Genomic DNA, 25,653 nt, shown 5'->3' on the forward strand with positions numbered 1-25,653 from the left:
TCAGCCCCCCATCAGGGGGTGACCCGCACAGGTGATCTCTCGGACCGGGAGGGGTGAATGGGGCGTCGATAAGCGGTGAATGGGCCTGATCACCCGGTCCGATAAGCGGTGCGGAACGACCGGGCTCCGCATTCCGCTCCCGCGCCTATCGGGTCGGACGGGGCAGCTCCGTCTCGAGGAGCCAGTTCGAGATCAGCCGACGACCGCCCTCGGTGAGGACGGACTCGGGGTGGAACTGGACGCCGACCGCGGGGGCGGTCCGATGGCGCAGCGCCATCACGACCCCTTCGGCGGTCCCCGCGATGACGGCGAGCTCCGCAGGCAGTGTCGAGCGCTGGACGGCGAGCGAGTGGTAGCGCATCGCCGTGAATCCCGAGGGGATCCCGGAGAACAGCGGGTCGCCGTCGTGCACGACCGCCGAGGTCCGGCCGTGCATCAGCTCCGGAGCTTCGCGGACGCGCGCACCGAGGGCGTGCGCGAGCACCTGGTGCCCGAGGCAGACCCCGAGGAGCGGCTGCGCCTCGGCCAGGGCGTGCCGCGCGAGCGCCACCGACGTCGGGACGTCCTCCGGTCGGCCCGGCCCTGGCGACAGCACGATCCCGTCGCTCCCTGCCGCGCGGTCGATCGCGTCGCGCGGAGACAGCTCCGCTCCCTCGACGACGTCGACCTCCGCCCCCGCCTCGCGCAGGTAGGCGACGAGTGTGAAGACGAAGCTGTCGTAGTTGTCGACGACCAGGACCCGCGTCATCGCGCCGACCGCCTCGGGGGCCGGCTCACGTCCCGACGGTGACGTTCTGATCGAGCACGAGCGACTGCACCCAGGGGAAGACCCACTCGGCGAGCGCGGCGAGCACCGCCACCACGAGGACGATCACGAGGAGCAGCCGGAGCCACCAGGGTCCGGGCAGGACCCGCCAGAGTGCCGCGTACACGGTCAGCCCTCCTGCGCGAGAGAGGCGGCGATCTCGGCCGGCGCACCCGCGGAGCGCGGCTGCCAGGACTCGAAGACGCCGTAGGCGATGATCCGCTCGGCGGTGGACAGCAGAGGGTTGCAGCTCGTGAGGGTGATCAGCCGGTCGGTCGGCGTCACTCCCGTCGTCCACGGGACGGGGTCGATGACCTGGATCTCCGAGGGCTGCACGTACTCGAGGTTCCGGAACCGGTAGGTGTACCAGCCGTCCGCCGTCTCGATGTAGATCGCGTCGCCGAGCTGGAGCTGGTCGATCAGGTGCATGCCGCCGCCGTAGGCGCTGCGGTGCGCCGCGAGGGCGAAGTTCCCCGCCTCGCCCGGCATCTGCGTGCCCGGGTAGTGACCGATGCTGCCCTCGTCGAGGACGTTCTCGGCGTCCACGCCCTCCGCGATGGTGCGGACCCAGCCCTCGCCGTAGCGCGGGATGTAGAGGTTGCCGAAGGAGGTGTCGAGTGCCGCCACCGGAGCGATCACCGGATCGCCGAAGCCGGCGGGGGTCTCGCTCGGCGCCGTCGAGGGCTCCGGCGCGGGGGCGGCGTCACCCCAGCTCTGCCGGAGCTCCGCGGCCTCGGAGGTCTGCTGGCCGGCGATCACCGCGTCGTTCCACCAGAGCTGCCAGCCCAGATAGAGCAGGACGAGCGCTCCGGCGGTCATGAGCAGCTCGCCGAGGACGCCGAAGAACGTCAGGCGGCGGCGCGGTCGCCGTGTGCGCTCTCGTCGGTCGCGCGGTCGCAGCGGGGCGGCGGCGGGCGACGGGGCACTCATGCGACGAGTCTAGGCGCGGGGCGCGCCCGTCCGACGGGCTCCGCGGCCCCTGGCGCGTTCCGCACAGCCGCTCCTGCGCGCCTGCACGGCATCCCCCCGGCCTCGCGCTCCCGGTCGGCGGCCGTCTCCCGGTACAGTGGAAGGCATGGCACGAGCGACGAAGAGCCCGAAGCCCGAGCGCGACGAGGCCCGGACCGGTGAGGATGCACCCAATCCGGTGTGGTTCAAGCCCGTCATGTTCGGGTTCATGCTGCTGGGCCTCGCGTGGATCATCGTCTTCTACGTGAGCCAGGGCACGCTCCCCGTGCCGGATCTCGGCAACGCCAACATCCTCATCGGCTTCGGAATCGCCTTCATCGGCTTCCTCATGACGACGCGCTGGCGCTGATCACGCCCGCATGAACGACGCCCCGTCCGGTCCGCCGACGGGGCGTTCGTCGTCCCCGGGATCGGGTCTCCCGCCGGCCCTCGCATCGTCGGTCGCGCGCCTGCGTGCGGCGGGCTGCGTCTTCGCGGAGGAGGAGGCGGAGCTCCTGCACGAGGCGGCGGCCGGCTCCGACCGCCTCGACGCGCTCCTGCGTCGCCGTGAGGCCGGGGAGCCGCTCGAGCAGATCCTCGGCTGGGTCGCCTTCCGCGGGCTGCGCATCCCGGTCTCGCCCGGCGTCTTCGTCCCCCGACGGCGCACCGAGGCCGTCGTCGACGCGGCGCTCGCGCTGCTGGACGGGCGGGGGCCCGCGACCGTCCTCGACCTCTGCTGCGGTGTCGGAGCGATCGGGCGAGCCCTTCTCGAGGAGCGCGACGGCCTCACCCTCCACGCGGCCGACCTCTCCCCCGCCGCGGTCGCGTGCGCCCGGCGAACCCTGGCGGGACTCGCGACGGTCCACCGAGGCGACCTGTTCGCCGCCCTCCCCGAGGATCTCCGGGGTCGGATCGACCTCGTCGTGGTCAATGCGCCGTACGTGCCGACCGCCGCGATCGCGCTGATGCCACCGGAAGCGCGCCTGCACGAGCCGACGTCGACCCTCGACGGCGGGGGCGACGGCCTGGCGCTGCACCACCGGATCGCGGCGGAGGTCCTCCCCTGGCTGAGTGAGGACGGCGCGGTCGCGATCGAGACCAGCCGGGAGCAGGCGGAGCGGACGGCGGCGCTCTTCGCGGACGCGGGATTCGACCCGTCGATCCTCCTCGACGACGAGCTCGACGCCACGGTCGTCTCGGCCCCTCAACGGCGAACTACACGCGTGTAATTATCCCCAGGTGTTGAAACTCCTGTGGACAACTTCGGACCCCGCGCCAGTCCGCGGATGCGGAGCGTGTTCGGGCGCGCATCGGCGGCGGGACGGGGCGGGATCGCCGATCCGGAGGCCGTCTCACCGGCCGCTCCGAATGACAACGGCGTAGTTCTCCCCAGTGTTAACAACTCTGTGGATAACTTCGTCCCCAGCTGTGGACAGCTGCTGTGGACAGTGGAGAACGCCCTGTGGACAGGCTCCCGGCCCGTGCCGCGGGGCCTCAGGCCAGGACGTACGCCCCGACGGTGATCGCCACGAGGCCGACGCCGATCAGCCCGACGAGAAGGTTCTGGGTGCGTCGCTGCGAGCGCTGCCGCGTCCGGGTGAAGACGAGTCCGATGAGAGCACCGGCGACCAGGCCGCCGACGTGCGCCTGCCAGGCGACGTTCATCCCCGGCAGGAAGCCGATCACGAGGTTGAGCCCGACCAGCACCAGCAGCTGCGAGGCCTGCCCGCCGAGGTGGCGAAGGATCACGAGGTACGCGCCCATCAGCCCGAAGATGGCGCCCGAGGCACCGATCACCGGCGTCAGCGGGCTGGAGAGGAGCAGGACGCCGACCGAGCCTGCGAAGCCGCTGAGGAGGAACAGCGTCAGGTAGCGCCCGCGGCCGAGCATCCGCTCGAGCGCCATGCCGAAGACCCACAGCGTGTACATGTTCAGCAGGAGGTGGAAGGGCACCACGAAGAAGAGGGACGTGCTGTGCGCGAAGATCGACGTGATCATCCGCCAGGGCTCGAAGCCCGCACCGAAGCCGGGCAGCGTGTACGCGGGGAAGTAGGCGATCGCGTTGAGCACGGTGTTCCCGATGAAGGGGAGCACCTCGAGGATCCAGACCAGGACGCAGAGCGCGATGATCGCGTAGGTGACGGTCGGCTGGTCGGCCCGTGTCATCGCCCGCACCCGCGACACGAGCGGTCCGCGGACGCGCGGGGCCTCGCTGCGCTGCTGCGCCATGTCGTCCGGGCAGATGACACCGACCGGGGCCGGGGTCTGGCACTCGCCGCAGATCGTGCGACCGCACCGCTGGCAGCGCACGAAGCTCTGGCGATCGGGGTGGCGGTAGCAGGTGTAGGTGCTGCTGCTCGGCGGGACCTGGGTCACGGACGTTCCTCCGGGAGAGAGAACGAGGGCCGGGCCCAGACGGACCCGACCCTCGATGAGTGGTGGAGAGGCGGTCAGACCTCGGTGATCTCGACGCTCTCGATGACGACGTCCTCGAGGGGCTTGTCGCGACCGTCGGTCGCCACGGCCGACAGGGCGTCGACGACCTTCTTGGACTCGTCGTCGGCGACGGCGCCGAAGATGGTGTGCTTGCCCTGGAGCCAGGTGGTCGGCGCGACGGTGATGAAGAACTGCGAGCCGTTGGTGCCGCGACCCGCCTGCTTGCCGGCGTTCGCCATCGCGAGGATGTAGGGCTGGGTGAAGTCGAGCTCGGAGTTGATCTCGTCGTCGAACTGGTAGCCCGGGCCGCCGATGCCCTGGCCGAGCGGGTCGCCGCCCTGGAGCATGAAGTCGGGGATGATGCGGTGGAAGACGGTGCCGTTGTAGAGCGGCTCCTTCGTCTTCGCGCCCGTCGCCGGGTGGGTCCATTCGATGTCGCCGGTCGCGAGACCGACGAAGTTGCGGACCGTCTTCGGCGCGTGGTTGCCGTAGAGGTTGACGACGATGTCGCCCTTGGTCGTGTGGAACGTCGCGACTGCGGTGTGCAAAGGCATGGGTGGATTCTCGCACAGCGGCTCTGTAGGGCTCCGCAACGCCGGGTGTCAATGCGCTGGGTGCGCGATGCGCGGGCCGCGGGATGAGTGGCAGTATTGAGCCGTTGTTCGCCGCTCGTAGCCGATGGAGGACCAAGTGGGTCTGTCACGTAAGCACAAGAAGGATCTCAAGCGCCTCCGCAAGAACGCCGAGGCGGTCTGGAGTGAGCAGCAGGAGGTGCTGGCGCACGCCGCCTCCGTTCTCGAGAAGAGCCGCCGCCACGCGACCAAGTACGCGAAGAAGGAGGTCGTGCCGGCCGTCAAGGACGCCTACTCGAGCCGGGTGAAGCCCGTCTACGACAACGGGGTCTCCGCCGTCGAGGGCACGTACTCCTCCGCACGCGACGCCTACAAGCACAAGGTCCTCCCGACCTTCGCCGCTGTCGGCGGCACCGCCGCGGCCGCGTTCGAGGCCGCCAAGGACTCGAAGAACCGCGCGAAGCTCGCCGAGATCTCGAAGGCGCGCTGGGAGGAGCTCACCACTCCCCCGAAGAAGAAGAACAAGGTCGGCACGGTCTTCGCGATCGGCGCCGCCCTCGTCGCCGTGGGCGGCATCGGCTACGCCGTCTGGCAGACGTTCCGCGCCGACGACGAGCTGTGGGTCGCCGAGGACGAGCCGGCCAGCGCCGCGCAGTCGCCGGCGTCGACCGCTTCCTGAGTCGCCGCGTGAGGCCCGGACACCGCACTGCGGGTCCGGGCCTCACGCGTGTCCGGTGGTGCGCGGTCCGCGGTTAGGCTGCTGAGGTGGACATCCGGGTCGCCGCGTACGGCGTGATCATCGACGGCGAGCGCATGCTCCTCGCGCACTGGAGCCAGGGACCCTGGGAGGCGTGGACGCTTCCCGGCGGCGGCATCGACGAGGGCGAGTCGCCCGCCGACGCGGCCGTCCGCGAGATCTTCGAGGAGACCGGCTACCACGCCGAACTCGAGGGGCTGATCGGCGTCGACTCGCACGTGATCCCCGCGCACCGCCGCAGCGACCCCGACGCCGGCCCGCTGCACGCGATCCGAGTCGTCTACCGCGCCCGGGTGACCGGCGGCGAGCTGACCCACGAGGTCGACGGCTCGACGGACGCCGCGGCGTGGTTCCCGCTGGCCGAGGTCGAGGGACTCGAGCGGGTCGAGCTGATCGACGTCGCGCTGACGATGAACGAGGCCTGGACGCTGCGCTGACGGCGGGTCTCGATACGCCGCCTCCGGCGGCTACTCGACCAGCATGCAGAGCGCCTCACGGCGTCACATCCGATGTGGATCGACCTCCATGCTGATCGAGTAGCCCGCGCAGCGGGCGTATCGAGATCCATCCCGGGAATCGCGCGGTGCCGCCCGGTGTTGTCTCCCCTGTGATCGTCGAGCTCTACACGTCCGCGTTCTGCGGCGCCTGCAACGCGGCCCGCAGCGTGCTCGAGCGCGCGGCGGAGCTGGTCCCCGCTGCGGAGATCCGCGAGTTCGACGTCGCCTTCGCGCCCGAGGCAGCGGAAGCCGCGGACATCCGCTCCACCCCCACAGTCGTGGTCCGCGACGCCGACGGCCGCGCGGTGTTCCGTGCGGAGGGGGCGCCGTCACTCCCCCAGGCGCTCTCCGCGCTCGCCCTCGCCGTAGGGTGACCTCGTGCCGCATCGTCGTCGAGTCGCCAGCGTCGCGGTCGTGCTGGCGGCCACGGCCTCGCTGGCGCTGTCCGGCTGCGCGACGGAGCCCGTCTCCGAGGCGACCGTCGGCATCGGCCGCGGCGGACAGCGCGCCGAGGTGCTGGGCGTCGTCGTCGTCTGCTCCGGAGCCGTCGACGGCCTCGACCTCGCCGTCGAGGACACCGCTCCCCTGCTGATCGGCGATCGCGCGCGGCGGATCACCCGCTGGGTCGCCCCGGAGCCCGTCGACGACATCGGCGCCACCGACCTCGCCGGCCGCACCGTCTGGCCCGCCGACCGGGAGATCGAGCGCTTCCCTCTCGGCGTCGACCTCACCCTCGGCGCCTACGCGGTCGGCGGCTCGGTCATCGGGCGCCCCGTGGTCTTCACCGCCGAGCAGTTCGACACCCTGTCCGTCGGCGAGATCATCGTCGGCGACATCCGCGACGGCACCTCCGAGACCCTGTCCGTCGAGAACTTCCTCGGCCTGGCCTGCCAGCCCCGCTGACCCCGCCGCCGCACGCCGGAGGACGAATTGCTCGCCGTTCGGAGAGCTCTCATCAAGGGCTACCCGGCTATCCCTTGATCTGCGTCATCGCCCACTGACCGCCGAACCCCGTCGCGAGCGGGACGCAGGAACCGATCGTTCGAGGCCGTGGAGGTCCTGGCGGCCCTCGACGAGTTCGCCGCCAGAGCGCGCCGACCGCGGCACGGCACGCACGGCGGGTGAGGAGGACCCGCGGACGGGTTCGAGTGTGGAGCCTAGGAGATTCGAACTCCTGACATCCTGCTTGCAAAGCAGGCGCTCTACCAACTGAGCTAAGGCCCCGGACCGGCGGCGGAACGCCGGCGAGAGTGGAACGGCCCGACACCTCGCGATGTCGGGCCGTTCGGCACGTGGGGGTACCAGGACTTGAACCTGGGACCTCTTCATTATCAGTGAAGCGCTCTAACCGCCTGAGCTATACCCCCGAAATGGCCAGATGTGACTCTACCCGACGCCGGGTCAGAATCCCAATCGGCCGCTCCGCCCTACTGGTTGGTGAAGCCGACCAGCAGGCCGCCGGTGATCTTGACGCTGAGGTTGTACAGCAGCGCCACGATCGCACCGAGGGCGGTGGTGACGATGGTGTTCAGCACCGCGACGACGACCGCGAAGCCCATGATCTGGGGCAGCGAGATGATCGTGTTGAGGTCGAACGCCTCCGCGCCGGCGATGTCCTGGACGAGGCCGTTGACCTCGTCGAAGACGCCGGTCTGCGCGAGCACCGTGTAGACGAGGTAGACGACGACGATCGTGATGATCGCCAGCGTCAGACCGAGCAGGAACGACAGCTTGACGGCCGACCAGAAGTCGACGTACACCAGCTTGAGTCTGACCTGCTTCGCCGCCGGGCTCTTCGCGGACTTCTTGGCGAGCTTCTCGGCGACCGTGCTACTCATCGACGGACTCATCCTCCTCCGACACCGCTTCGGACTCGGCCGACGCCGCGGCGTCGGGATCCTCGTCCTGGGCGTCGAGATTGCGTTCGGTGTTCTTGGCGAGTGCGATGATGCGGTCGTCGTCTGCGAATCGTGCGAAGACGACTCCCATGGTGTCGCGACCCTTGGCCGGTACCTCGGCCACGGCAGAGCGTACCACCTTGCCACTGGCGAGCACGACGAGCACCTCGTCGTCCTCCCCGGTGATGATGGCGCCCACCAGGTCGCCGCGCTTCTCCTCGAGCTTGGCCACCTTGATGCCCAGACCGCCGCGGCCCTGGAGCCGGTACTGGTCGACCGCGGTGCGCTTCGCGTAGCCGCCCTCGGTCACGACGAAGACGTAGCCCTCGTCGCTGACGACGTTGGCGTCCAGCAGTCGGTCGTCGCCGCGGAACGACATGCCCATCACTCCGGAGGTGGAGCGGCCCATGGGGCGGAGGGCCTGGTCGGACGCGGTGAAGCGGATCGACATGCCCTTGCGCGAGACGAGCAGCACGTCGCTGTCCTCGTCGACCAGGAGCGCGGAGACGAGCTCGTCGCCCTCACGGAGCTTGATCGCGATGATGCCGCCGGAGCGGTTGGTGTCGTACTCCATCAGCGCCGTCTTCTTGACGAGGCCGTCGCGGGTGGCGAGGACGAGGTAGCGGGCCGCCTCGTAATCGCGGATGTCGAGGATCTGCGCGATCTGCTCGCCGGGCTCCAGCGCGAGGAGGTTCGCGATGTGCTGGCCCTTCGCGTCGCGGCTGACCTCCTGCAGCTCGTACGTCTTGGCGCGGTACACGCGGCCGGTGTTCGTGAAGAACAGCAGCCAGTGGTGCGTCGTGGTGACGAAGAAGTGCTCGACGATGTCGTCGGCCTTGAGCTGAGCGCCGCGCACGCCGCGGCCGCCGCGGTGCTGGGCGCGGTAGGAGTCGCTGCGGGTGCGCTTGAGGTAGCCGCCGCGGGTGACGGTGACGACCATCTCCTCCTCGGGGATCAGGTCCTCGACGCTCATATCGCCGTCGAAGCCGAAGAGGATCTCGGTGCGGCGGTCGTCGCCGAAGCGGTCGACGATCTCGTCGAGCTCGTCCGAGATGATCGTCCGCTGGCGCTCCGGGCTCGCGAGGATCGACTTGTAGTCCTCGATCTCGGCCTGGATCCTGTCGTGCTCGTCGATGATCTTCTGGCGCTCGAGCGCGGCGAGCCGGCGCAACTGCATGTCGAGGATGGCGCGCGACTGCACCTCGTCGATGTCGAGGAGCTCCATCAGGCCGTCGCGGGCCTCCTCCACCGTGGGGGAGCGGCGGATGAGGGCGATGACCTCGTCCAGCGCGTCGAGCGCCTTGAGGTAGCCGCGCAGGATGTGGATCCGCGCCTCGGCCTCGTCGAGCAGGTACTGGGTGCGGCGGACGACGACCTCGACCTGGTGGTCGACCCAGGCGCGGATGAAGCCGTCGAGCGAGAGCGTGCGCGGGATGCCGTCGACGATCGCGAGCATGTTCGCGCCGAAGTTCTCCTGCAGCGGGGTGTGCTTGTAGAGGTTGTTCAGCACGACCTTCGCGACCGCGTCGCGCTTGAGCACGACGACGAGGCGCTGGCCGGTGCGGCCCGAGGTCTCGTCGCGGATGTCGGCGATGCCGGAGACGCGGCCGTCCTTGACCAGCTCGGCGATCTTGATCGCGAGGTTGTCCGGGTTCACCTGGTACGGCAGCTCGGTGACCACGAGGCAGGTGCGGCCCTGGATCTCCTCGATCGAGACGACGGCGCGCATCGTGATCGAGCCGCGGCCCGTGCGGTACGCGTCCTGGATGCCGCGGACGCCGAGGATCTGCGCCCCGGTCGGGAAGTCGGGGCCCTTGATGCGCTGCAGCAGCGCCTCGAGCAGCTCCTCGCGCGATGCCTCCGGGTTCTCCAGCGCCCACTTCGCGCCGGCGGCGACCTCGCGGAGGTTGTGCGGCGGGATGTTGGTGGCCATGCCCACCGCGATGCCGACCGAGCCGTTGACCAGCAGGTTGGGGAAGCGCGCGGGAAGGATCGCCGGCTCGCGGGTGCGGCCGTCGTAGTTGTCCTGGAAGTCGACGGTGTTCTTGTCGATGTCGCGGACCATCTCGAGGGCCAGCGGCGCCATCTTGGTCTCGGTGTAGCGGGGGGCCGCGGCGCCGTCGTTGCCGGGGGAGCCGAAGTTGCCCTGGCCGAGCGCCAGCGGGTAGCGGAGGCTCCACGGCTGGACGAGCCGGACGAGTGCGTCGTAGATCGCCGAGTCGCCGTGCGGGTGGAACTGGCCCATCACGTCGCCGACGACGCGAGAGCACTTCGAGAACGCCTTGTCGGGGCGGTAGCCGCCGTCGTACATCGCGTAGATCACGCGGCGGTGCACGGGCTTCAGGCCGTCGCGCACCTCGGGCAGCGCGCGGCCGACGATGACGCTCATCGCGTAGTCGAGGTAGGAGCGCTGCATCTCGAGCTGGAGGTCGACCGGCTCGATCTTGTCGTGCCCGTGGATCACGACACCGGTCTCGGTGACGATGTCCTCGCCGTCGTCCGGTCCGGTGGGGGTGTCTGATTCGTCTGCCATGATCTCTGTCTTCTCAGGTGGGTCCGGGCCCCGGGTCGTGACGGGGGCGGGTCGCGCTGGGTGTCAGTGTTCTCGTCGTCGGCCGCTGAGGCCGCTGCGTGGTGCTTCTCGGGAATGCGACCCATTGAGGGTCGCCGTCACGTCTTCGAAGTGGTCGCGGCGGCGGTCCACTGGACCGCCGGGCTGCCGCCTTTCGAAGGACGTGAGATTCCTCGCCATCTTCTAGATGTCGAGGAATCTCACGTCCTTCGCATTCTTCTGGATGAAGGAGCGGCGGGACTCGACGTCCTCGCCCATCAGGGTCGAGAAGATCTCGTCGGCGGCGGCCGCGTCGTCGAGGGTGACCTGGAGGAGGGTCCGCGTGGCGGGGTCCATCGTGGTCTCCCACAGCTCCTTGTAGTCCATCTCGCCGAGGCCCTTGTAGCGCTGGATCCCGTTCTCCTTGGGCATGCGCTTATTCGATGCGGCGCCGTGCGCGAGCAGCGCGTCGCGCTCGCGGTCGCTGTAGACGTACTCGTGCGGCGAGTTCGACCACTTGAGGCGGTAGAGCGGCGGCTGCGCGAGGTAGACGTAGCCGAGGTCGATCAGCGGGCGCATGTAGCGGAACAGCAGGGTCAGCAGCAGCGTCGTGATGTGCTGGCCGTCGACGTCGGCGTCGGCCATCAGGATGATCTTGTGGTACCGCGCCTTGTCGGGGTTGAAGTCCTCGCCGATGCCGGCTCCGAAGGCCGTGATCATCGCCTGGACCTCGTTGTTGCCGAGGGCGCGGTCGAGGCGGGCCTTCTCGACGTTGAGGATCTTGCCGCGGAGGGGGAGGATCGCCTGGGTCTCGGGGTTGCGGCCCTGGACGGCGGAGCCGCCGGCCGAGTCGCCCTCGACGATGAAGATCTCGGAGATCGACGGGTCCTTCGACTGGCAGTCCTTGAGCTTGCCCGGCATGCCGCCGCCCTCGAGCAGGCCCTTGCGACGCGCGGTCTCCCGCGCCTTGCGGGCGGCCATCCGCGCGGAGGCCGCCTGGATCGCCTTCCGGATGATGTCCTTGGCCTGGTTGGGGTTGCGATCGAACCAGTCAGCGAGCTGCTCGCCGGCGACCCGCTGCACGAACGCCTTGGCCTCGGTGTTGCCGAGCTTGGTCTTGGTCTGGCCCTCGAACTGCGGCTCGCCGAGCTTGATCGACACGACGGCGGTGAGGCCCTCGCGGATGTCGTCGCCCGAGAGGTTCTCGTCCTTGTCCTTGAGCAGGTTGTTCGCGCGCGCGTACTTGTTGACGAGCGTCGTCAGCGCCGCCCGGAACCCCTCCTCGTGCGTGCCGCCCTCGTGCGTGTTGATCGTGTTCGCGTAGGTGTGCACGCTCTCGGTGTACGCCGTCGTCCACTGCATCGCGACCTCGAGCGAGATGCGGCGCTCGGTGTCCTCGGACTCGAAGTCGATGATCTCGGAGTGCACGAGATCGGACTTCTTCAGCGAGTTAATGTACTCGACGTAGTCGACCAGGCCCTTCTCGTAGAGGAAGACGTCGCCGCGCGGGCCGGAGGTCTCGTTCTCCCCCTCGCCGTCGAACTCGATCTCCTTCTCGTCGGTCAGCGCGATGCGGAGGCCCTTGTTGAGGAACGCCATCTGCTGGAACCGGGCGCGGAGGGTCTCGTAGTCGAACTCGACGGTCTCGAAGATCTCGGCGTTCGGCCAGAAGGTGATGGTGGTGCCGGTCTCGTCGCTCGGCCCGCCCTTCGCGAGCGGCGACTCCGGCACTCCGTCCGCGAAGGTCATGCTGTAGGAAGCGCCCTGGCGCTTCACCTCGACCTCGAGTCGGGTGGAGAGGGCGTTGACGACGGACGAGCCGACGCCGTGCAGACCACCGGAGACGGCGTAGCCGCCGCCGCCGAACTTGCCGCCGGCGTGCAGGACGGTCAGCACGAGCTCCACGGTCGAGATGCCCTCGGTGGGGTGCATGTCGACCGGGATGCCGCGGCCGTTGTCGACGACGGTCAGGCCGCCGTCGGCGCGCATGACCACCTCGATGTTGTCGCAGTAGCCCGCGAGCGCCTCGTCGACGGCGTTGTCGACGATCTCGTAGACCAGGTGGTGCAGACCGCGCGGGCCCGTCGAGCCGATGTACATGCCGGGGCGCTTGCGGACCGCCTCGAGGCCCTCGAGGACCTGGATCTGGTTCGCGCCGTAATCGCCGGAGGACTTCGTCGACATCCCCTCGCCCCGTGCCGCCTCGGCGGGAGCGGCCGCGACCGGAGCGGAGGGGCCGGTGGAGCCGTTCGCGTCCAGGTCGTTCGCTGCGGGGGCTGACGTGGAGTCGGTCGGCTCGGGTGTCATAGCTGTGGAGTTCTCCTCTGACGGTCCGTCGCGGCGCGCAGGCGGATCTGGAGATCGCGCGCACGGGGTCGACGCTGCGGTTCGGCGGCCCTCCATTCTACCGCGCGGCGGCCGGTCGCGCGGCGCTCAGTGGCGATCTGACGAACGATTTCTCCGGGGTCGACCGAAAATGCGTCCTCAGCCGTAGGTATCGCGCGGACCACGCCCTGGAATCGACCTGGGGCCCTTTTTCCAGTTCGGGACGTCGGGCCCCTGGAAACGGATCGCGGTGATCCCCGCGTCCGGGTGGTTCACCGCGATGTGGTTCATGATCTCGATCCGCATCAGACGCAGCTGCGTCGACCAGGCCGTCGACTCGCACGCCACCGTGAGCACGCCGTCCACCACGCCGACCGGAGTGGAGTGCTTCGCCGTCTCCTCGCCGGCGATGGCCGTCCAGGACGACATCAGATCGCCCTGGGCGAGGGGAGCGGTCCAGCCGAGCTTCACCGTGAGAGAGGAGAGCACGTCGCCGAGGTCGTGCGGATCGCGGCCCCCGCCGAACGGGGCCGCGTCGCCCTTCGGCTCGGCGCGGTCGACGGTCTTGCGCACCCGGCGGGGGGCGTCGCCGCCGAAGACCTCCTTGAGGTGCTGGTAGACGCGCGCCGCCTCGGAGTCGGGAGCGGGGGAGGGAGCGCCGCGGCGGGGGGAGTCAGCCACGGTCGGGGTCCGGGGTGGGCTCGGGCTCTTCGGAAGGCTCGGGGACGGGCTCGGTCTCCGCGGAGGGCGCCGGCTCGGGCGCGGCGTTCGGCGCCGACTCGGCCTCGGGCCCCGCCTCGGGCTCCGCGGCCTTCTCGGGCGCGGTCAGGGGAGTCTCCGGGACGACGACGGCGTCGGACTCGACGATGCGGCCCGCCTCGATGCGCACGGTGTGCGCCGCCAGCGCCGCCGGGACGTCATCGAAGACGGCGGCCGTGATCAGCACCTGCTCGTAGTCGGCGACCACGGCGGCGAGCCGCTCGCGCCGGCGGGCGTCGAGCTCGGCGAAGACGTCGTCGAGCATCAGCACGGGATCGCCCATGGGGGAGTCGCGCCGGAGCAGCTCGGCCGCGCCGAGCTTGAGTGCGAGCGCGAAGGACCAGCTCTCGCCGTGGCTGGCGTAGCCCTTGGCCGGCAGGTCGTTCAGCTCGAACTGGACGTCGTCGCGGTGCGGCCCGACCAGCGAGATGCCGCGGTCGAGCTCGCGTCGGCGCACGGAGAGCAGGGCCCCGGAGAAGGTCGCGGCCAGCTCCGCCGGCGCCGCGGAGGCCTCGCCCGTCGCGACGGGCTCGTCGTCGTCGTCGACCGCTCCCTCGATGCTCAGGCGCGAGCGCAGGACCGGGCGCTGATCCGCTCCCGCGACCGCCTCGTAGGCGGCGCGGACCGGGCCGCTCAGCTCGTCGACCAGGGTCAGCCGCGACTGGATGATCTCGGTGCCGAGGGCGACGAGGCGCTCGTCCCAGATGTCGAGCGTCCCGAGCTTGGCGGGATCGCGGACGCCGCTCGCCCGCGCGGACTTGAGGAGGGAGTTGCGCTGGCGGAGCACCCGCTCGTAGTCCGCCTGCACGGCGCTCATGCGCGGGGAACGGAGGACGACCAGCTGATCGAGGAAGCGGCGCCGCGCGGACGGGTCGCCGCGGATGAGGAGGAGGTCCTCCGGTGCGAAGAGGACGCTCGAGAAGAAGCGGGGCAGCTCGCGCGGCTTGATGCCGCCGCGGTTGATCTGCGCGCGGTTGGCCGAGGAGCGGTTGATCTGCACCTCGGCGAGCAGGTCGCGGTCCCCGTTGCGCAGGCGTGCGCGGATCACCGCGCTGTCCTGCCCCGCGCGGATCAGCGCCTGATCGGTGGACACCCGGTGCGAGCCGAGGGTGGAGAGGTAGCCGAGCGACTCGACCAGGTTCGTCTTGCCCTGGCCGTTGCGCCCGACGAAGAGGTTCGGGCCCGGCGCGAGCGCGACGTCCACGGAGGCGTAGTTGCGGAAGTCGCTCAACGCCAGCTGCGTCACCTGCACGCGCTCACCTCCTCCGTCTCCACTCTGCCCGACCCGGCGCATGCCGACGCGGGGTCTCGATACGCCGCTGCGCGGCTACTCGACCAGCATGGAACCCCGCCGTCCGCAGGACGCGACCGAGCAAGCCACCGCGTCGTCCGAAGGACGCGCGTCCCCCACCGAGCACACCAGGAGTCGACGAACTCCCCCGCGCAGGGTGCAGGCGGCCGGAGGCCCGCCGCCGCCGTGAGAGCATCCCTGCCTCACGGTGGCGGCGGGCCGCAGGTCGCCGTCCGCGACCGGCTCTGCATGACGCCACAGCTTCGAGAAGCCGACCGCCGTGAGGCCGGGCAGGGACCGGCCTCACCGGTCGACTGAGCTGCGCTCAGTCGACCGCCTTGACACTGTGCCCGCCGAACTGGTTGCGGAGCGCCGCGACCGCCTTCATCGCGGGGGAGTCCTCCTGGCGGGAGACGAACCGCGCGAAGATCGAGGCGCTGATCGTGGGGACGGGGACGGCGTTGTTGATGGCCTCCTCGATGGTCCAGCGGCCCTCGCCGGAGTCCTGGACGTAGCCCTCGATGTGCTCGAACTCCGGGTCCTGCTCGAGTGCGCGGACGAGCAGCTCGAGGAGCCAGGAGCGGACGACCGTGCCGCGCTGCCACGCCTTGAAGGTGCCGGTGACGTCCTTGATGATGTCCTTGCGGGTGTCGAGGAGCTCGTAGCCTTCGGCGAACGCCTGCATCAGCGCGTACTCGATGCCGTTGTGCACCATCTTCGCGTAGTGACCGGCGCCGACCTCGCCGACGTGGACGAAGCCCTCCTCGCGGGGGCCCTCGGGGCGCAGCGCGTCGAAGACGGGCATCGCGTACTCGACGAGCTCCTTCGGGCCGCCGACCATGAGGCCGTAGCCGTTCTCGAGGCCCCAGACGCCGCCGGAGACACCGGCGTCGATGTAGTGGATGCCCTTGGGCTTGAGCAGCGCGTCGTGCTTGAAGTCCTCGGTGAAGCGGGAGTTGCCGCCGTCGATGACCAGGTCGCCCTCGCTGAGCTTCTCGGACAGGTCCGTGACGACGGCGTCCGTGATGGCGCCGGCCGGGACCATGACCCAGACGACGCGCGGCGCAGGGAGGGCGGCGATCATCTCGTCGAGCGAGGCGGCGTCCGAGACGTCCGGGTTGCGGTCGTAGCCGGTGACCTCGACGCCCTTCGCCCGCAGGCGGGAGCGCATGTTGTCGCCCATCTTGCCGAGTCCGACGAGTCCGATGTGCATGGTGAACCTTCCTGGGATTCGATGTCCGGCGGGCGGGTGCTCGTCGGGAGCAGGGCGGTCGCGGCGCTGCGATCGGGGAGGAGCGGTCAGCGCAGGAGCAGGTTCGGCTGGAGCAGGTAGCGGTAGCTGTCGCTCCCGGGCTGCTCGCGCGAGGTCTGCGCCGTGATCAGGACCGGTCCGGGCTTGTTGGGGTTCTCGGTCTTCGTGAACGCGATGCGCACGAACTCCGAGTGCACGGCGGCGAGGCCGTCGAGCAGGAACTGCGGCTTCAGCGACACGACGACGTCGACTCCGGTGACGATGGCGTCGATGCTCTCGGACGCCTGAGCCTGCTCGGAGCCGATGGCCTCGAGGGTGAGCCCGTCGCTGCTGAAGCTGAAGCGCAGGGCGGCCTCGCGCTCGAGGACGAGCGAGACGCGGCGGGTGGCCTCGATGAGGTCGCTCGTCGCCATCACGGCGTAGTTCTCGACCGAGGCGGGGAAGAGGCGCTTGACGGGCGGGAAGTTGCCCTTGATCAGGAGCGACGTGACCGTCTTGCGGTCGGCGGTGAAGGCGATCAGCTCGCGCTCGTCGCGCTGGGTGATCGCGACCGAGACGGTGCCGGAGTGGCTGAAGGTCTTGCCGACCTCCTGCAGGGTGCGCGCGGGGACCAGGGCGGTCAGCGGCTGGCTGGGGGCGGCGTTGTCGCCGTTGTCCCAGTCGATCTCGCGGACGGCGACGCGGTAGCGGTCGGTGGCGACGAGGCCGATGGTGTTCTCGGTGATCTCGAGCTGCACGCCGGTGATCACGGGGGTGACGTCGTCGCGGGAGGCGGCGACGGCGACCTGCGAGATCGCGGCGGAGAAGGCGTCCGCGGGGACGAGGCCGGTGGAGGCGTCGATCTCGGGGATGCTCGGGTACTCCTCCACGGGCATCTGCAGCAGCGTGAAGTGCGCGGAGCCGGCCGAGACCGAGACGCGCGACTCCTCCGTCGCGACGCGCACCGGGGCGTTGGGGAGGCGGTTCGCGATGTCGGCGAGCAGCCGGCCGGAGACGAGGACCGTGCCGGTCTCCTCGACGTCGGCCGCGATCTGCGTCTGCGCGGAGACCTCGTAGTCGAACGAGGAGAGCGTGAGGCCCTCGGCGGTCGCCTCGATGAGGATGCCCGAGAGGATCGGCAGAGTCGTGCGCTGCGGCAGCAGCTTGACCGCGAACGACACCGCCTCGCTGAAGACATCGCGGTTGGCTTGGAACCTCACGAGAACACCCCTGACGAGTCGTGGACGAAGACCGACGCCCATCGTACTCGTCAGCTTCGACGTGCCCGGAAGCACGGCGCCCTCCCGGCGCAGCCGAGCCCTGTGGAGAGGTTGCCGGTCCGCCCCTGATTAAAGAGAGAACTGCGTTAACAGTGTTAACACGTGTGGAAACTGTGGAAAACGTCCGGGACCCCTACTCACGACTGCGATGCGGAGGGGGTCGAGCTGTGGACGGAGTGTGAGCGCGGTCGTGGACGGCCTGTGGAGGGATCCGGGCGGGTGGTCGCGAGTGCACAGGCGGGGGCTCGGAGCGCACAGGTCGAGGGCGGTTGTCCACAGTTATCCACAGGTTGCTCACACGTGTGGAAATCGACCGGAATCGTTCGATGTGGCGAACGAGGGCGGGCGTGGCGGGGTGGTGCGGGGGCGTAGGGGGAGACGGCGTCACCGGGAGGGTGGGTCTCGATACGCCGCTGCGCGGCTACTCGACCAGCATGTGGGGGCCGCTGTGCGGGTGGTGGAGAGAGGGGAGCGGTGGGCGTCCCATGCTGATCGAGTAGCGGCCGGAGGGCGCGTATCGAGATCCGGCGTCACCGGGGGTCTCGATACGCCGCTGCGCGGCTACTCGACCAGCATGGGGGCCGCTGCGCGGCTACTCGACCACCATGGAAGCGCCGCTGCGCGGCTGCTCGGCCGGCGTGCGCGCGCGGCTGCTCGACCGGAGAGAGAGGGAGCAGCCGCGGCTCGGGCGTCAGCGGTTGGTCTTGATGCGGGTGGTCAGCTCGGTGACCTGGTTGTAGATGCTGCGGCGCTCCTTCATGAGCTCCGAGATCTTCTTGTTCGCGTACATGACCGTGGTGTGGTCGCGGTTGCCGAACAGCTGGCCGATCTTGGGCAGCGAGAGGTTGGTCAGCTCGCGGCAGAGGTACATCGCGATCTGACGGGCGGTGGCCACGGCCTGCGAGCGCGACGAGCCGTAGAGGTCGTCGACCGTGAGCTTGAAGTAGTCCGCGGTGTGATTGATGATGTCGACCGGCGAGATCACGTTGTCCTCGTCGAGCGTGATCAGGTCCTTCAGGACCGTCTGCACCAGCGCCATGTCCACCGGGGTGCGGTTGAGGCTCGCGAACGCGGTGACGCGGATCAGCGTCCCCTCCAGCTCGCGGATGTTGCTGGACACCTTCGACGCCATGAACTCGAGGATGTCGTCCGGGACGAGCAGCTTCTCGCTGACGGCCTTCTTGCGGAGGATCGCGATGCGGGTCTCGAGGTCGGGCGCCTGCACATCGGTGATCAGGCCCCACTCGAACCGCGAGCGCATGCGGTCCTCGAAGCCGGTCAGCGCCTTCGGCGGCAGGTCGGAGGTGATCACGACCTGCTTGTTGTGGTCGTGCAGCTGGTTGAAGGTGTGGAAGAACGCCTCCTGCGTCTCCGCCTTCCCCTGCAGGAACTGGATGTCGTCGATGAGGAGGATGTCGACGTTGCGGTACCGGCCGTGGAACGCGTTGCCGCGGTTGTTCGCGATCGAGTTGATGAAGTCGTTGGTGAACTCCTCGCTCGACACGTACCGCACGCGGATGCCCGGGTAGAGGCTCATCGCGTAGTGGCCGATGGCGTGCAGGAGGTGGGTCTTGCCGAGGCCGGAGTCGCCGTAGACGAAGAGCGGGTTGTACGCCTTCGCCGGCGCCTCGGCCACGGCGACCGCGGCGGCGTGCGCGAAGCGGTTGGAGCCGCCGATGACGAAGTTGTCGAAGCTGTACTTGGGGTTCAGCCGGGTGTCGGTCGCCGGCACGGTGCGCAGCTCCTCGACGACGCGCACCGGCGGGGCGACCGTGGCGGAGGAGCCGGTCACCGGCTCGAAGGGGTTCAGGGAGTCGGACGACGGGGAGCTCATCGGCTCGTGCTCGATGTCGGGGTTCACCACGAAGGCGAAGGTCGAGACGCCGAAGGAGTCGTCGAGGGCGCCGATCGCGCTGAGCAGCGGCACGCGGACCCGGTGCTCGAGCATCCCGCGGGTGAACTCGTTCGGGACCTCGAGGTAGAAGGTGCCCGCCATGATGCCCTTGGGCTCCACCAGCGAGACGAAGCCGTACATCGGCGCGGTGATGCGCTCGTCCCGCGACAGCTCGCCGCGGATCACGTTCCACGCGTCGATCATCGACGTGTCGTCAGGCATCTGTCTCCGGTCCTCGGTCGCTCTCGAAATCCTGGCCGCCGCCTCGGGCTGTCGTCCGTCACGGCGGGCCCTCGGTTCCAGCGGAGATCCGGGGCCCGATCCCTGCACAGGCGCTTCCACAGGCCTCGCCCGATCCCCGCGATCACGCGGGAGGGGGCGGTTCGCGCCTGTGGATAACTGCGGCTCAACACCGTAACCAACGGAGCCGACGGGAGACAAATCCACCACAGCGACACCCGCGTGTCAATGCGCGGAACACCGCGTCCCGTGTGCAGAATCGAGGTTTCGCCCGGCGCACATTTGACCGGTGGCGGCGGAAGACGTAGTTTAAGTCAGTTGACGCCTGCCCGGCGTCGGGAGCACGGTCCTCGCGGATCGGGCCGATCGGCACCCGGGCACCCCCTCTTCCCGGACGAACCGGAGCCCCCGCCACCGGCGTGGAGCCCCGCTCGCACCGCGGAACCCGTACGTGGAGATCTGACTATGAGCAAGCGAACCTTCCAGCCGAACAACCGTCGTCGCGCCAAGGTGCACGGCTTCCGTCTGCGCATGCGCACGCGTGCCGGTCGCGGCATCCTGAGCGCTCGCCGCGCCAAGGGCCGCACCGAGCTCTCGGCGTAGCGCCTAGCGATTCCGTCCAGCGGTGCTGGCCAGAGCCCATCGCATCGTCCTCGGTGGCGAGTACCGGGCAGTCGTCCGTCGCGGTGTGCGGTCCACGGGACCGCACACCGTCACGTATGTCCGGAGGTCCTCCGGCGACGCACCGGTGCGGTTCGGCTTCATCGTGGCCAAGACGGTCGGGACGGCCGTGAAGCGGAACACCGTGCGGCGCCGGCTCAAGGCCGTCGCCTTCGAGCTCGTGCCGCAGCTGGAGTCCGGGACGGACGTGGTCGTGCGGGCGCTGCCCGGCAGCGCCGACGCTCCGTGGTCCGCGCTGCGGCAGGACGTGGTCGCCGCCGTCACCCGTGCGCGCGCCGTCCGCACGGGCGAGGCGCTCCGGTGACGGCCGCTCCGTCGACGACCGCGCCGGTCGTCACCGCTTCCGGATCGTCGCCTGCGGCCTCCTGGACCGCCCGCCTGGGCTGGTTCCTCCTCCTGCTGCCGCGCAACATCGGCATCCTGCTGCTCGTCGTGTACCGGGCGGTGATCTCGCCGCTGTACGGCGACGTCTGCCGCTACTACCCGTCGTGCTCCTCCTACGCACTCCAGGCGGTCCAGCTCCACGGGCTCGTCCTCGGGTCCGTCCTCGGCGCCCGCCGACTCCTCCGCTGCCACCCGTGGGCGGCCGGCGGGGTCGACGACGTGCCGACCTCGATCCCCCTGCACCGACCGGCTCCCGGCCGGACCCGCTTCGCCGTGACGCGATTCGGGTTCGTCGCGGGCCCTCGAAAGGACTGACCCCCTCCCATGGACCTCCTCGGCACGATTCTCTGGCCCCTAAAGTGGGTGGTCGAGCTGCTCCTCGTCGCCTTCCACCAGCTGCTGACCTTCACCGGCCTCGATGCGGCGGCCGGCATCACCTGGGTGCTGTCGATCGTGGGGCTGGTCCTCGTCATCCGCGCCGCGCTCATCCCGATCTTCGTCAAGCAGATCAAGAGCCAGCGCCGCATGATGGAGGTGGCGCCGCAGCTCAAGAAGATCCAGGACAAGTACAAGGGCAAGCGCGACCAGCTGTCCCGCGAGGCGATGTCCCGCGAGACGATGGAGCTCTACAAGAAGACGGGCACGAACCCGCTCGCCTCGTGCCTCCCGCTGCTGATCCAGATGCCGATCTTCTTCAGCCTGTTCTCGGTGCTGAACTCGGCGCAGCACAGCCAGCGCGGCGTCGGTCCGCTGGACGACGTCCTCGCCCGCCAGTTCGGTGAGGCCAACCTCTTCGGCATCGCCCCGCTGCACCAGTCGATCCAGGGTGCGCTCGCGGAGGGCGGCCAGGAGCTCGTCGTCGTCATCGCCGTCGTCATGGTGGTCCTGATGACCGCCTCGCAGTTCATCACCCAGCTGCAGATCGTCTCGAAGAACATGTCGCCCGAGGCCAAGGCCTCGCCGACGTTCAAGCAGCAGCGGATCCTGCTCTACATCCTCCCGCTCGTCTTCGCCTTCTCGGGCTTCGCCTTCCCCCTCGGCGTCATGTTCTACTGGCTGACCTCGAACATCTGGACGATGGTCCAGCAGTTCATCGTCATCCGGAACATGCCGACCCCCGGCAGCGAGGCCGCGAAGGCCCGCGAGGAGCGCCTGCGCCGCAAGGGCAAGCTCGTCGAGGAGACGACCGACGCCGGCACCGTCACGCTCGTCGAGAAGAAGGTCGTGCAGCGCGCGCAGCCCGTCAGCAAGAACCGCTCCAAGAAGCAAGCCGGAAAGAAGTAGGCCCCCAGAATGACCGATTCGACGCAGATGTTCACCGGTGCTCCTGCCGCCCCGGACGCGCAGGCTCCGGCCGACGAGGAGCTCGCTCCGCGGGCCTCCTCCGCCGACGGCGGTGCCGCGCCGACGCTGTCCCAGCTCGAGGAGGAGGGCGACGTCGCCGCGGACTACATCGAGGAGTTCCTCGACATCTGTGACCTCGACGGCGACATCGACATCGAGGTCCGCAACGGCCGGGCCTACCTGTCGGTCACGGCCTCCGGCGACACCAACCTGCGCGTGCTCTCCCGCCCGGACGCGGTCCAGGCGCTGCAGGAGCTCACGCGTCTCGCGGTGCAGACGAAGACGGGCGGCTTCTCGCGGCTCATCCTCGACATCGGCGGCTCCCGCGACGCCCGCGAGGCCGAGCTGGCCCAGCTGGTCGACCGCGCGATCGAGCGCATCGAGGAGGGCGCGACGTCGGCGTCGCTGCCCCCGATGTCGTCCTACGAGCGCAAGCTCGTCCACGACATGGTCGGCGAGCGCGGTTTCGTGTCGGAGTCGCGCGGCGAGGCCCGCGAGCGCCACACCGTCATCACCCGCGGCTGAGCGCCGTGGAGCCGACCCTCGAGCCGGAGCCCGCCGCCGCCGCCGCGATCGCCGGCGAGCGACTGCCAGTCCTGCGGCGCTTCACGGAGGCGCTCGCCCGTGAGGGGGAGGAGCGGGGCCTGATCGGACCACTGGAGCTCCCGCGCCTCTGGACGAGGCACGTGCTCAACAGCGCCCTGGTGGCCCCTCTCCTGCGTCCGGGGCTCGTCGGTGATGTCGGCAGTGGTGCCGGTCTTCCCGGCGTCGTGCTGGGCATCGTGCGGCCGGACGTCCGCTTCGTGCTGATCGAGCCGATGGAGCGCCGGGTGCTGTGGCTGCAGGAGCAGGTCGACGCGCTCGAACTCGAGAATGTCTCGGTTCTGCGAGCCCGCGCCGAGGAGGTCCGGCTGACGGAGCCGCTGGATCAGGTCACGGCGCGGGCGGTCAGTGCTCTCTCGAAGCTCATTCCACTGACGGCGCCGCTGCTGCGACCGGGTGGCGAGCTCGTCCTGCTGAAGGGCATCAATGCCGAGAAGGAGATCGAGGCCGCGGCGAAGCAGATCCGCCGCTTCAAGCTCTCCCCGCCCGAGGTCGTCGTGCTCGGCGACGGCGTGCTCTCCGAGGTGACGAGGGTCGTCCGAGCTACAGTGGGATGATCGCCACGACGTCGCACGCGATCCCCTGAATCCTCGACTGTCGGTCCCTCGGTGCTGCCCCACTTCCACCCGCTGAGCGAAGGTTTCACGTGAAACGATCCGACCCCGCCGGACTGACCGGAGGATTCGACGCCTCGACCCCGCTCGCTCGCGAGATCGCGGACATGACGCGCCGGCGTGCGCTGCTGAACGCGCAGCCGCTGCCGAAGCCCGAGACGACCCGCGTCATCACGATCTCCAACCAGAAGGGCGGTGTCGGCAAGACCACGACCACCGTCAATCTGGCCGCGGGGCTCGCTCGAGGGGACGCGAAGGTGCTGGTCATCGACCTGGATCCGCAGGGCAACGCGTCGACGGCGCTCGGGATCGAGCACCGGGCCGAGACGGCGAGCGTCTACGACGTCATCGTGAACGACACACCCCTGGCCGATGTCGTGCAGAAGAGCCCGGAGTTCGCCTCGCTCTACGGAGTTCCGGCGACGATCCATCTCGCCGGCGCCGAGATCGAGCTGGTCTCCCTCGTCGCCCGCGAGCAGCGGCTCCGCCGGGCGCTGGACCGGATGCTCAAGGGGATGGACGAGCCGTTCGACTACGTCTTCATCGATTGCCCGCCGTCGCTCGGGCTGCTGACGATCAATGCCTTCGTCGCAGCGCGCGAGGTGCTGATTCCCATCCAGTGCGAGTACTACGCGTTGGAGGGTCTCAGCCAGCTGTTGAAGAACATCGACCTGATCGAGCGGCACCTCAATCCGAACCTGGCGGTCTCGACGATCCTGCTGACGATGTTCGACGGGCGGACGAACCTGTCCAACCAGGTCGCGGCGGATGTGCGCGAGCACTTCCCGAAGGAGGTGCTGCGCGCCGTGATTCCTCGGAACGTGCGGATTTCGGAGGCGCCGTCCTACGGGCAGAGCGTGATCAGCTACGACCCGCAGTCGTCCGGCTCGCTCGCGTATCTCGAGGCGGCGGCGGAGATCGCTCGCCGCGGCGTACCCAAGACCCCGGCGGCGACGCCCGATGGAGAGGACCGCTGATGGCGACCAAGCGCACAGGACTCGGCCGGGGCATCGGCGCCCTGATCCCGGTCAGCGACGACACCCGTTCGCGGCCCGTCGACGTCTTCTTCCCGGATCAGGTCGGTGCGGCGAACGCCGAGGACGAGCTGCTGCAGGTCCCCGGCGCACGGCTCGCGCAGCTGTCGCTGTCGGAGATCGTGCCGAACGCGGCGCAGCCCCGGTCGGTCTTCGACCAGGACGAGCTGGCCGAGCTGGTGCACAGCATCCGCGAGTTCGGGGTGCTGCAGCCGATCGTGGTGCGGCCGGTCACCGGGCGCAAGGGCGCGAAGTACGAGCTGGTGATGGGGGAGCGGCGCTTCCGCGCCTCCAAGGCCGCCGGCCTGAAGACCATCCCCGCGGTGGTCAAGGACACGGCCGACGAGAACATGCTTCGGGACGCGCTCCTGGAGAACCTGCACCGGGCCGAGCTGAACCCGCTCGAGGAGGCGTCGGCGTACCAGCAGCTGCTGAGCGACTTCGGCATCACGCAGGAGGCACTGGCGACGCGCCTCGGGCGATCGCGGCCGCAGATCTCCAACACGCTGCGCCTGCTGCGGCTCCCCGCCGACGTGCAGGCACGGGTGGCCGCCGGCGTGCTCAGCGCGGGGCACGCGCGCGCAGTGCTGTCCGTGGAGACGCCGGAGCTCATGCGCCGGCTCGCGGACAAGATCGTCAACGAGGACCTGTCGGTCCGGGCCGCTGAGGCGGCTGCCGCGCAGCTGAAGGCTCCGAAGGCCAGTGTGCGCGAGCCGGAGGAGGAGCAGGGCGGTCATGCCGGGCACCTCAGCACGGTGGCGGACCACCTCGGCGATCGCCTGAACACTCGGGTCAAGGTGACGCTCGGAGCCCGCAAGGGGCAGGTGGTCATCGACTTCGCGACGATCCACGATCTGAACCGCATCCTGGCGGAGATCGGCGAGCCGACTGAGGTATCGCTGGTGCCGTAAGGTGCGTTGCCGTTTCACGTGAAACGGTGTGAGCGCCGGGCCGGGTCTCGATACGCCGCCGTCGGCGGCTACTCGACCAGCATGGTAGTGGGACGAACGTGCGTGGGGCGCTGACGTCTCTCCCGGTTGGCTGCCCGAGAGCATGCACATGCTGGTCGAGTAGGCGCGTAGCGACGTATCGAGACCGAGCTATCGGTTGCAGTGGAGGTTGCAGCTCGGCGGGTGGGTCTCGATGCGCCGCCGGTGGCGGCTGCTCGACCAGCATGTTGTTGTCGCCCGTGCTAGGGCGATCAGGACGTTCGGTCGGCGGAGGTCCGGGCAGGAGCCTGTCTGTCGGCGGCTCACTGCGGTCAGCGACATGTTGGTCGAGTAGGCGCGCAGCGCCGTATCGACACCGGTCCGCTGACGCTGGTGGCCACTGTTGTCAGGAGGTTGGTCTCGATACGCCGCCGTGGGCGGCTACTCGACCAGCATGTTCAGCAGGACCGAGGCCTGAGGAAGAGCCTGGACTCGTGCGGTACTTCGCAGGCGGCAGCATGCTGGTCGATTAGGCGCAGAGCGCCGTATCGAGACCGGGCCCGCTGCTGCTGGCGGTAGC

27 protein-coding genes and 2 tRNA genes are annotated in these 25,653 nt (G+C 69.6%); 14 read left to right on the plus strand and 15 right to left on the minus strand.

Going from position 1 to position 25,653, the window contains the following annotated elements; all coding sequences use genetic code 11:
• Positions 1 to 145: 145 nt before the first annotated feature.
• The 3 genes from EDF36_RS00270 to EDF36_RS00275 are packed head-to-tail and all read right to left on the minus strand — an operon-like array spanning position 146 to position 1,735.
• Entirely contained in the window at positions 146 to 748 is a 603-nt protein-coding gene (locus EDF36_RS00270) for an aminodeoxychorismate/anthranilate synthase component II (protein WP_123731432.1), read from the minus strand.
• 25 nt (positions 749 to 773) lie between these two features.
• Positions 774 to 932 carry a hypothetical protein gene (locus EDF36_RS21055; RefSeq protein ID WP_164874570.1) on the minus strand — a complete coding sequence of 53 codons (159 nt, stop codon included), beginning with the start codon at positions 930 to 932 and terminating at the stop codon, positions 774 to 776.
• Between the two features lie 2 nt (positions 933 to 934).
• On the minus strand, positions 935 to 1,735 hold the full coding sequence (locus EDF36_RS00275; protein ID WP_123731433.1) for a class E sortase: 801 nt from the start codon (positions 1,733 to 1,735) through the stop codon (positions 935 to 937).
• Positions 1,736 to 1,880: 145 nt separating this feature from the next.
• On the opposite strand from EDF36_RS00275, the gene EDF36_RS00280 reads away from it, so the two are divergent.
• Together EDF36_RS00280 and EDF36_RS00285 are read left to right on the plus strand one after the other, a co-directional pair.
• Positions 1,881 to 2,123, plus strand: a complete 243-nt coding sequence (locus tag EDF36_RS00280; RefSeq protein WP_123447247.1) for a cell division protein CrgA — start codon at positions 1,881 to 1,883, stop codon at positions 2,121 to 2,123.
• Between the two features lie 10 nt (positions 2,124 to 2,133).
• Positions 2,134 to 2,982 (plus strand): putative protein N(5)-glutamine methyltransferase, encoded by an 849-nt coding sequence (locus tag EDF36_RS00285; protein WP_123731434.1) that lies wholly within the window; start codon positions 2,134 to 2,136, stop codon positions 2,980 to 2,982.
• A 265-nt stretch (positions 2,983 to 3,247) separates the two neighbouring features.
• Here EDF36_RS00285 and EDF36_RS00290 read toward each other — a convergent pair whose 3' ends face one another.
• Together EDF36_RS00290 and EDF36_RS00295 are read right to left on the minus strand one after the other, a co-directional pair.
• Positions 3,248 to 4,129 carry a rhomboid family intramembrane serine protease gene (locus EDF36_RS00290; RefSeq protein WP_123447249.1) on the minus strand — a complete coding sequence of 294 codons (882 nt, stop codon included), beginning with the start codon at positions 4,127 to 4,129 and terminating at the stop codon, positions 3,248 to 3,250.
• A 74-nt stretch (positions 4,130 to 4,203) separates the two neighbouring features.
• Positions 4,204 to 4,743, minus strand: coding sequence for a peptidylprolyl isomerase (locus EDF36_RS00295; protein ID WP_123447250.1), 540 nt, complete (start codon positions 4,741 to 4,743; stop codon positions 4,204 to 4,206).
• A gap of 136 nt (positions 4,744 to 4,879) precedes the next feature.
• Here EDF36_RS00295 and EDF36_RS00300 point away from each other — a divergent pair, with 136 nt between their 5' ends.
• The 4 genes from EDF36_RS00300 to EDF36_RS00315 all read left to right on the plus strand — a co-directional run bounded on the left by EDF36_RS00300 (position 4,880) and on the right by EDF36_RS00315 (position 6,918).
• Complete coding sequence (locus tag EDF36_RS00300) at positions 4,880 to 5,440, plus strand: hypothetical protein (protein ID WP_123706109.1); 561 nt, start codon at positions 4,880 to 4,882, stop codon at positions 5,438 to 5,440.
• 86 nt (positions 5,441 to 5,526) lie between these two features.
• Positions 5,527 to 5,955 (plus strand): NUDIX hydrolase, encoded by a 429-nt coding sequence (locus tag EDF36_RS00305; RefSeq protein ID WP_123447252.1) that lies wholly within the window; start codon positions 5,527 to 5,529, stop codon positions 5,953 to 5,955.
• A gap of 170 nt (positions 5,956 to 6,125) precedes the next feature.
• A complete protein-coding gene (locus EDF36_RS00310; protein ID WP_123447253.1) occupies positions 6,126 to 6,389 on the plus strand; it encodes a thioredoxin domain-containing protein in 264 nt (87 codons plus the stop codon).
• Positions 6,390 to 6,393: 4 nt separating this feature from the next.
• On the plus strand, positions 6,394 to 6,918 hold the full coding sequence (locus EDF36_RS00315; protein ID WP_133961335.1) for a hypothetical protein: 525 nt from the start codon (positions 6,394 to 6,396) through the stop codon (positions 6,916 to 6,918).
• A gap of 248 nt (positions 6,919 to 7,166) precedes the next feature.
• Here EDF36_RS00315 and EDF36_RS00320 read toward each other — a convergent pair.
• The 10 genes from EDF36_RS00320 to dnaA form a co-directional block, all read right to left on the minus strand.
• Positions 7,167 to 7,239, minus strand: a tRNA-Ala gene (locus EDF36_RS00320).
• Between the two features lie 69 nt (positions 7,240 to 7,308).
• Positions 7,309 to 7,382: transfer RNA gene (locus EDF36_RS00325), tRNA-Ile, on the minus strand.
• Between the two features lie 60 nt (positions 7,383 to 7,442).
• Positions 7,443 to 7,853 carry a DUF3566 domain-containing protein gene (locus tag EDF36_RS00330; protein WP_123447255.1) on the minus strand — a complete coding sequence of 137 codons (411 nt, stop codon included), beginning with the start codon at positions 7,851 to 7,853 and terminating at the stop codon, positions 7,443 to 7,445.
• Positions 7,846 to 10,446 (minus strand): DNA gyrase subunit A, encoded by a 2,601-nt coding sequence (gene gyrA, locus EDF36_RS00335; RefSeq protein ID WP_123447256.1) that lies wholly within the window; start codon positions 10,444 to 10,446, stop codon positions 7,846 to 7,848. The genes EDF36_RS00330 and gyrA overlap by 8 nt, the downstream gene beginning before the upstream one ends.
• Positions 10,447 to 10,668: 222 nt before the next feature.
• The gene (gene gyrB / locus EDF36_RS00340; RefSeq protein ID WP_123731904.1) at positions 10,669 to 12,648 is read right to left on the minus strand and encodes a DNA topoisomerase (ATP-hydrolyzing) subunit B; all 1,980 of its coding nucleotides are present in this window, start codon (positions 12,646 to 12,648) and stop codon (positions 10,669 to 10,671) included.
• Between the two features lie 300 nt (positions 12,649 to 12,948).
• Positions 12,949 to 13,470, minus strand: a complete 522-nt coding sequence (locus EDF36_RS00345; protein WP_123447257.1) for a DUF721 domain-containing protein — start codon at positions 13,468 to 13,470, stop codon at positions 12,949 to 12,951.
• Complete coding sequence (gene recF / locus EDF36_RS00350; RefSeq protein ID WP_221181579.1) at positions 13,463 to 14,800, minus strand: DNA replication/repair protein RecF; 1,338 nt, start codon at positions 14,798 to 14,800, stop codon at positions 13,463 to 13,465. Before recF ends, EDF36_RS00345 begins: the two co-directional genes overlap by 8 nt.
• A 364-nt stretch (positions 14,801 to 15,164) precedes the next feature.
• Positions 15,165 to 16,052 carry a phosphogluconate dehydrogenase (NAD(+)-dependent, decarboxylating) gene (gene gnd / locus EDF36_RS00355; protein ID WP_123731435.1) on the minus strand — a complete coding sequence of 296 codons (888 nt, stop codon included), beginning with the start codon at positions 16,050 to 16,052 and terminating at the stop codon, positions 15,165 to 15,167.
• An 86-nt stretch (positions 16,053 to 16,138) separates the two neighbouring features.
• Complete coding sequence (gene dnaN, locus EDF36_RS00360) at positions 16,139 to 17,290, minus strand: DNA polymerase III subunit beta (RefSeq protein ID WP_123447260.1); 1,152 nt, start codon at positions 17,288 to 17,290, stop codon at positions 16,139 to 16,141.
• Between the two features lie 751 nt (positions 17,291 to 18,041).
• Positions 18,042 to 19,466 (minus strand): chromosomal replication initiator protein DnaA, encoded by a 1,425-nt coding sequence (dnaA, locus tag EDF36_RS00365; RefSeq protein WP_123447261.1) that lies wholly within the window; start codon positions 19,464 to 19,466, stop codon positions 18,042 to 18,044.
• Between the two features lie 483 nt (positions 19,467 to 19,949).
• Here dnaA and rpmH point away from each other — a divergent pair, with 483 nt between their 5' ends.
• The 8 genes from rpmH to EDF36_RS00405 all read left to right on the plus strand — a co-directional run bounded on the left by rpmH (position 19,950) and on the right by EDF36_RS00405 (position 25,055).
• On the plus strand, positions 19,950 to 20,087 hold the full coding sequence (gene rpmH / locus EDF36_RS00370) for a 50S ribosomal protein L34 (protein WP_055784512.1): 138 nt from the start codon (positions 19,950 to 19,952) through the stop codon (positions 20,085 to 20,087).
• Between the two features lie 22 nt (positions 20,088 to 20,109).
• On the plus strand, positions 20,110 to 20,469 hold the full coding sequence (rnpA, locus tag EDF36_RS00375; protein WP_123447262.1) for a ribonuclease P protein component: 360 nt from the start codon (positions 20,110 to 20,112) through the stop codon (positions 20,467 to 20,469).
• 74 nt (positions 20,470 to 20,543) lie between these two features.
• Positions 20,544 to 20,864, plus strand: a complete 321-nt coding sequence (gene yidD / locus EDF36_RS00380; RefSeq protein ID WP_123447535.1) for a membrane protein insertion efficiency factor YidD — start codon at positions 20,544 to 20,546, stop codon at positions 20,862 to 20,864.
• 9 nt (positions 20,865 to 20,873) lie between these two features.
• Positions 20,874 to 21,833, plus strand: a complete 960-nt coding sequence (gene yidC, locus EDF36_RS00385; protein WP_123447263.1) for a membrane protein insertase YidC — start codon at positions 20,874 to 20,876, stop codon at positions 21,831 to 21,833.
• Between the two features lie 9 nt (positions 21,834 to 21,842).
• Positions 21,843 to 22,418 (plus strand): R3H domain-containing nucleic acid-binding protein, encoded by a 576-nt coding sequence (locus EDF36_RS00390; RefSeq protein WP_243732904.1) that lies wholly within the window; start codon positions 21,843 to 21,845, stop codon positions 22,416 to 22,418.
• Between the two features lie 5 nt (positions 22,419 to 22,423).
• Positions 22,424 to 23,053, plus strand: a complete 630-nt coding sequence (gene rsmG, locus EDF36_RS00395; protein WP_123731436.1) for a 16S rRNA (guanine(527)-N(7))-methyltransferase RsmG — start codon at positions 22,424 to 22,426, stop codon at positions 23,051 to 23,053.
• 164 nt (positions 23,054 to 23,217) lie between these two features.
• Positions 23,218 to 24,087, plus strand: a complete 870-nt coding sequence (locus tag EDF36_RS00400; RefSeq protein ID WP_123706250.1) for a ParA family protein — start codon at positions 23,218 to 23,220, stop codon at positions 24,085 to 24,087.
• Positions 24,087 to 25,055 carry a ParB/RepB/Spo0J family partition protein gene (locus tag EDF36_RS00405; protein ID WP_123731437.1) on the plus strand — a complete coding sequence of 323 codons (969 nt, stop codon included), beginning with the start codon at positions 24,087 to 24,089 and terminating at the stop codon, positions 25,053 to 25,055. The genes EDF36_RS00400 and EDF36_RS00405 overlap by 1 nt, the downstream gene beginning before the upstream one ends.
• Positions 25,056 to 25,653: the final 598 nt, after the last annotated feature.

Source organism: Rathayibacter sp. PhB152 (assembly GCF_003751395.1).
Classification (GTDB): Bacteria; Actinomycetota; Actinomycetes; order Actinomycetales; family Microbacteriaceae; genus Rathayibacter; species Rathayibacter festucae.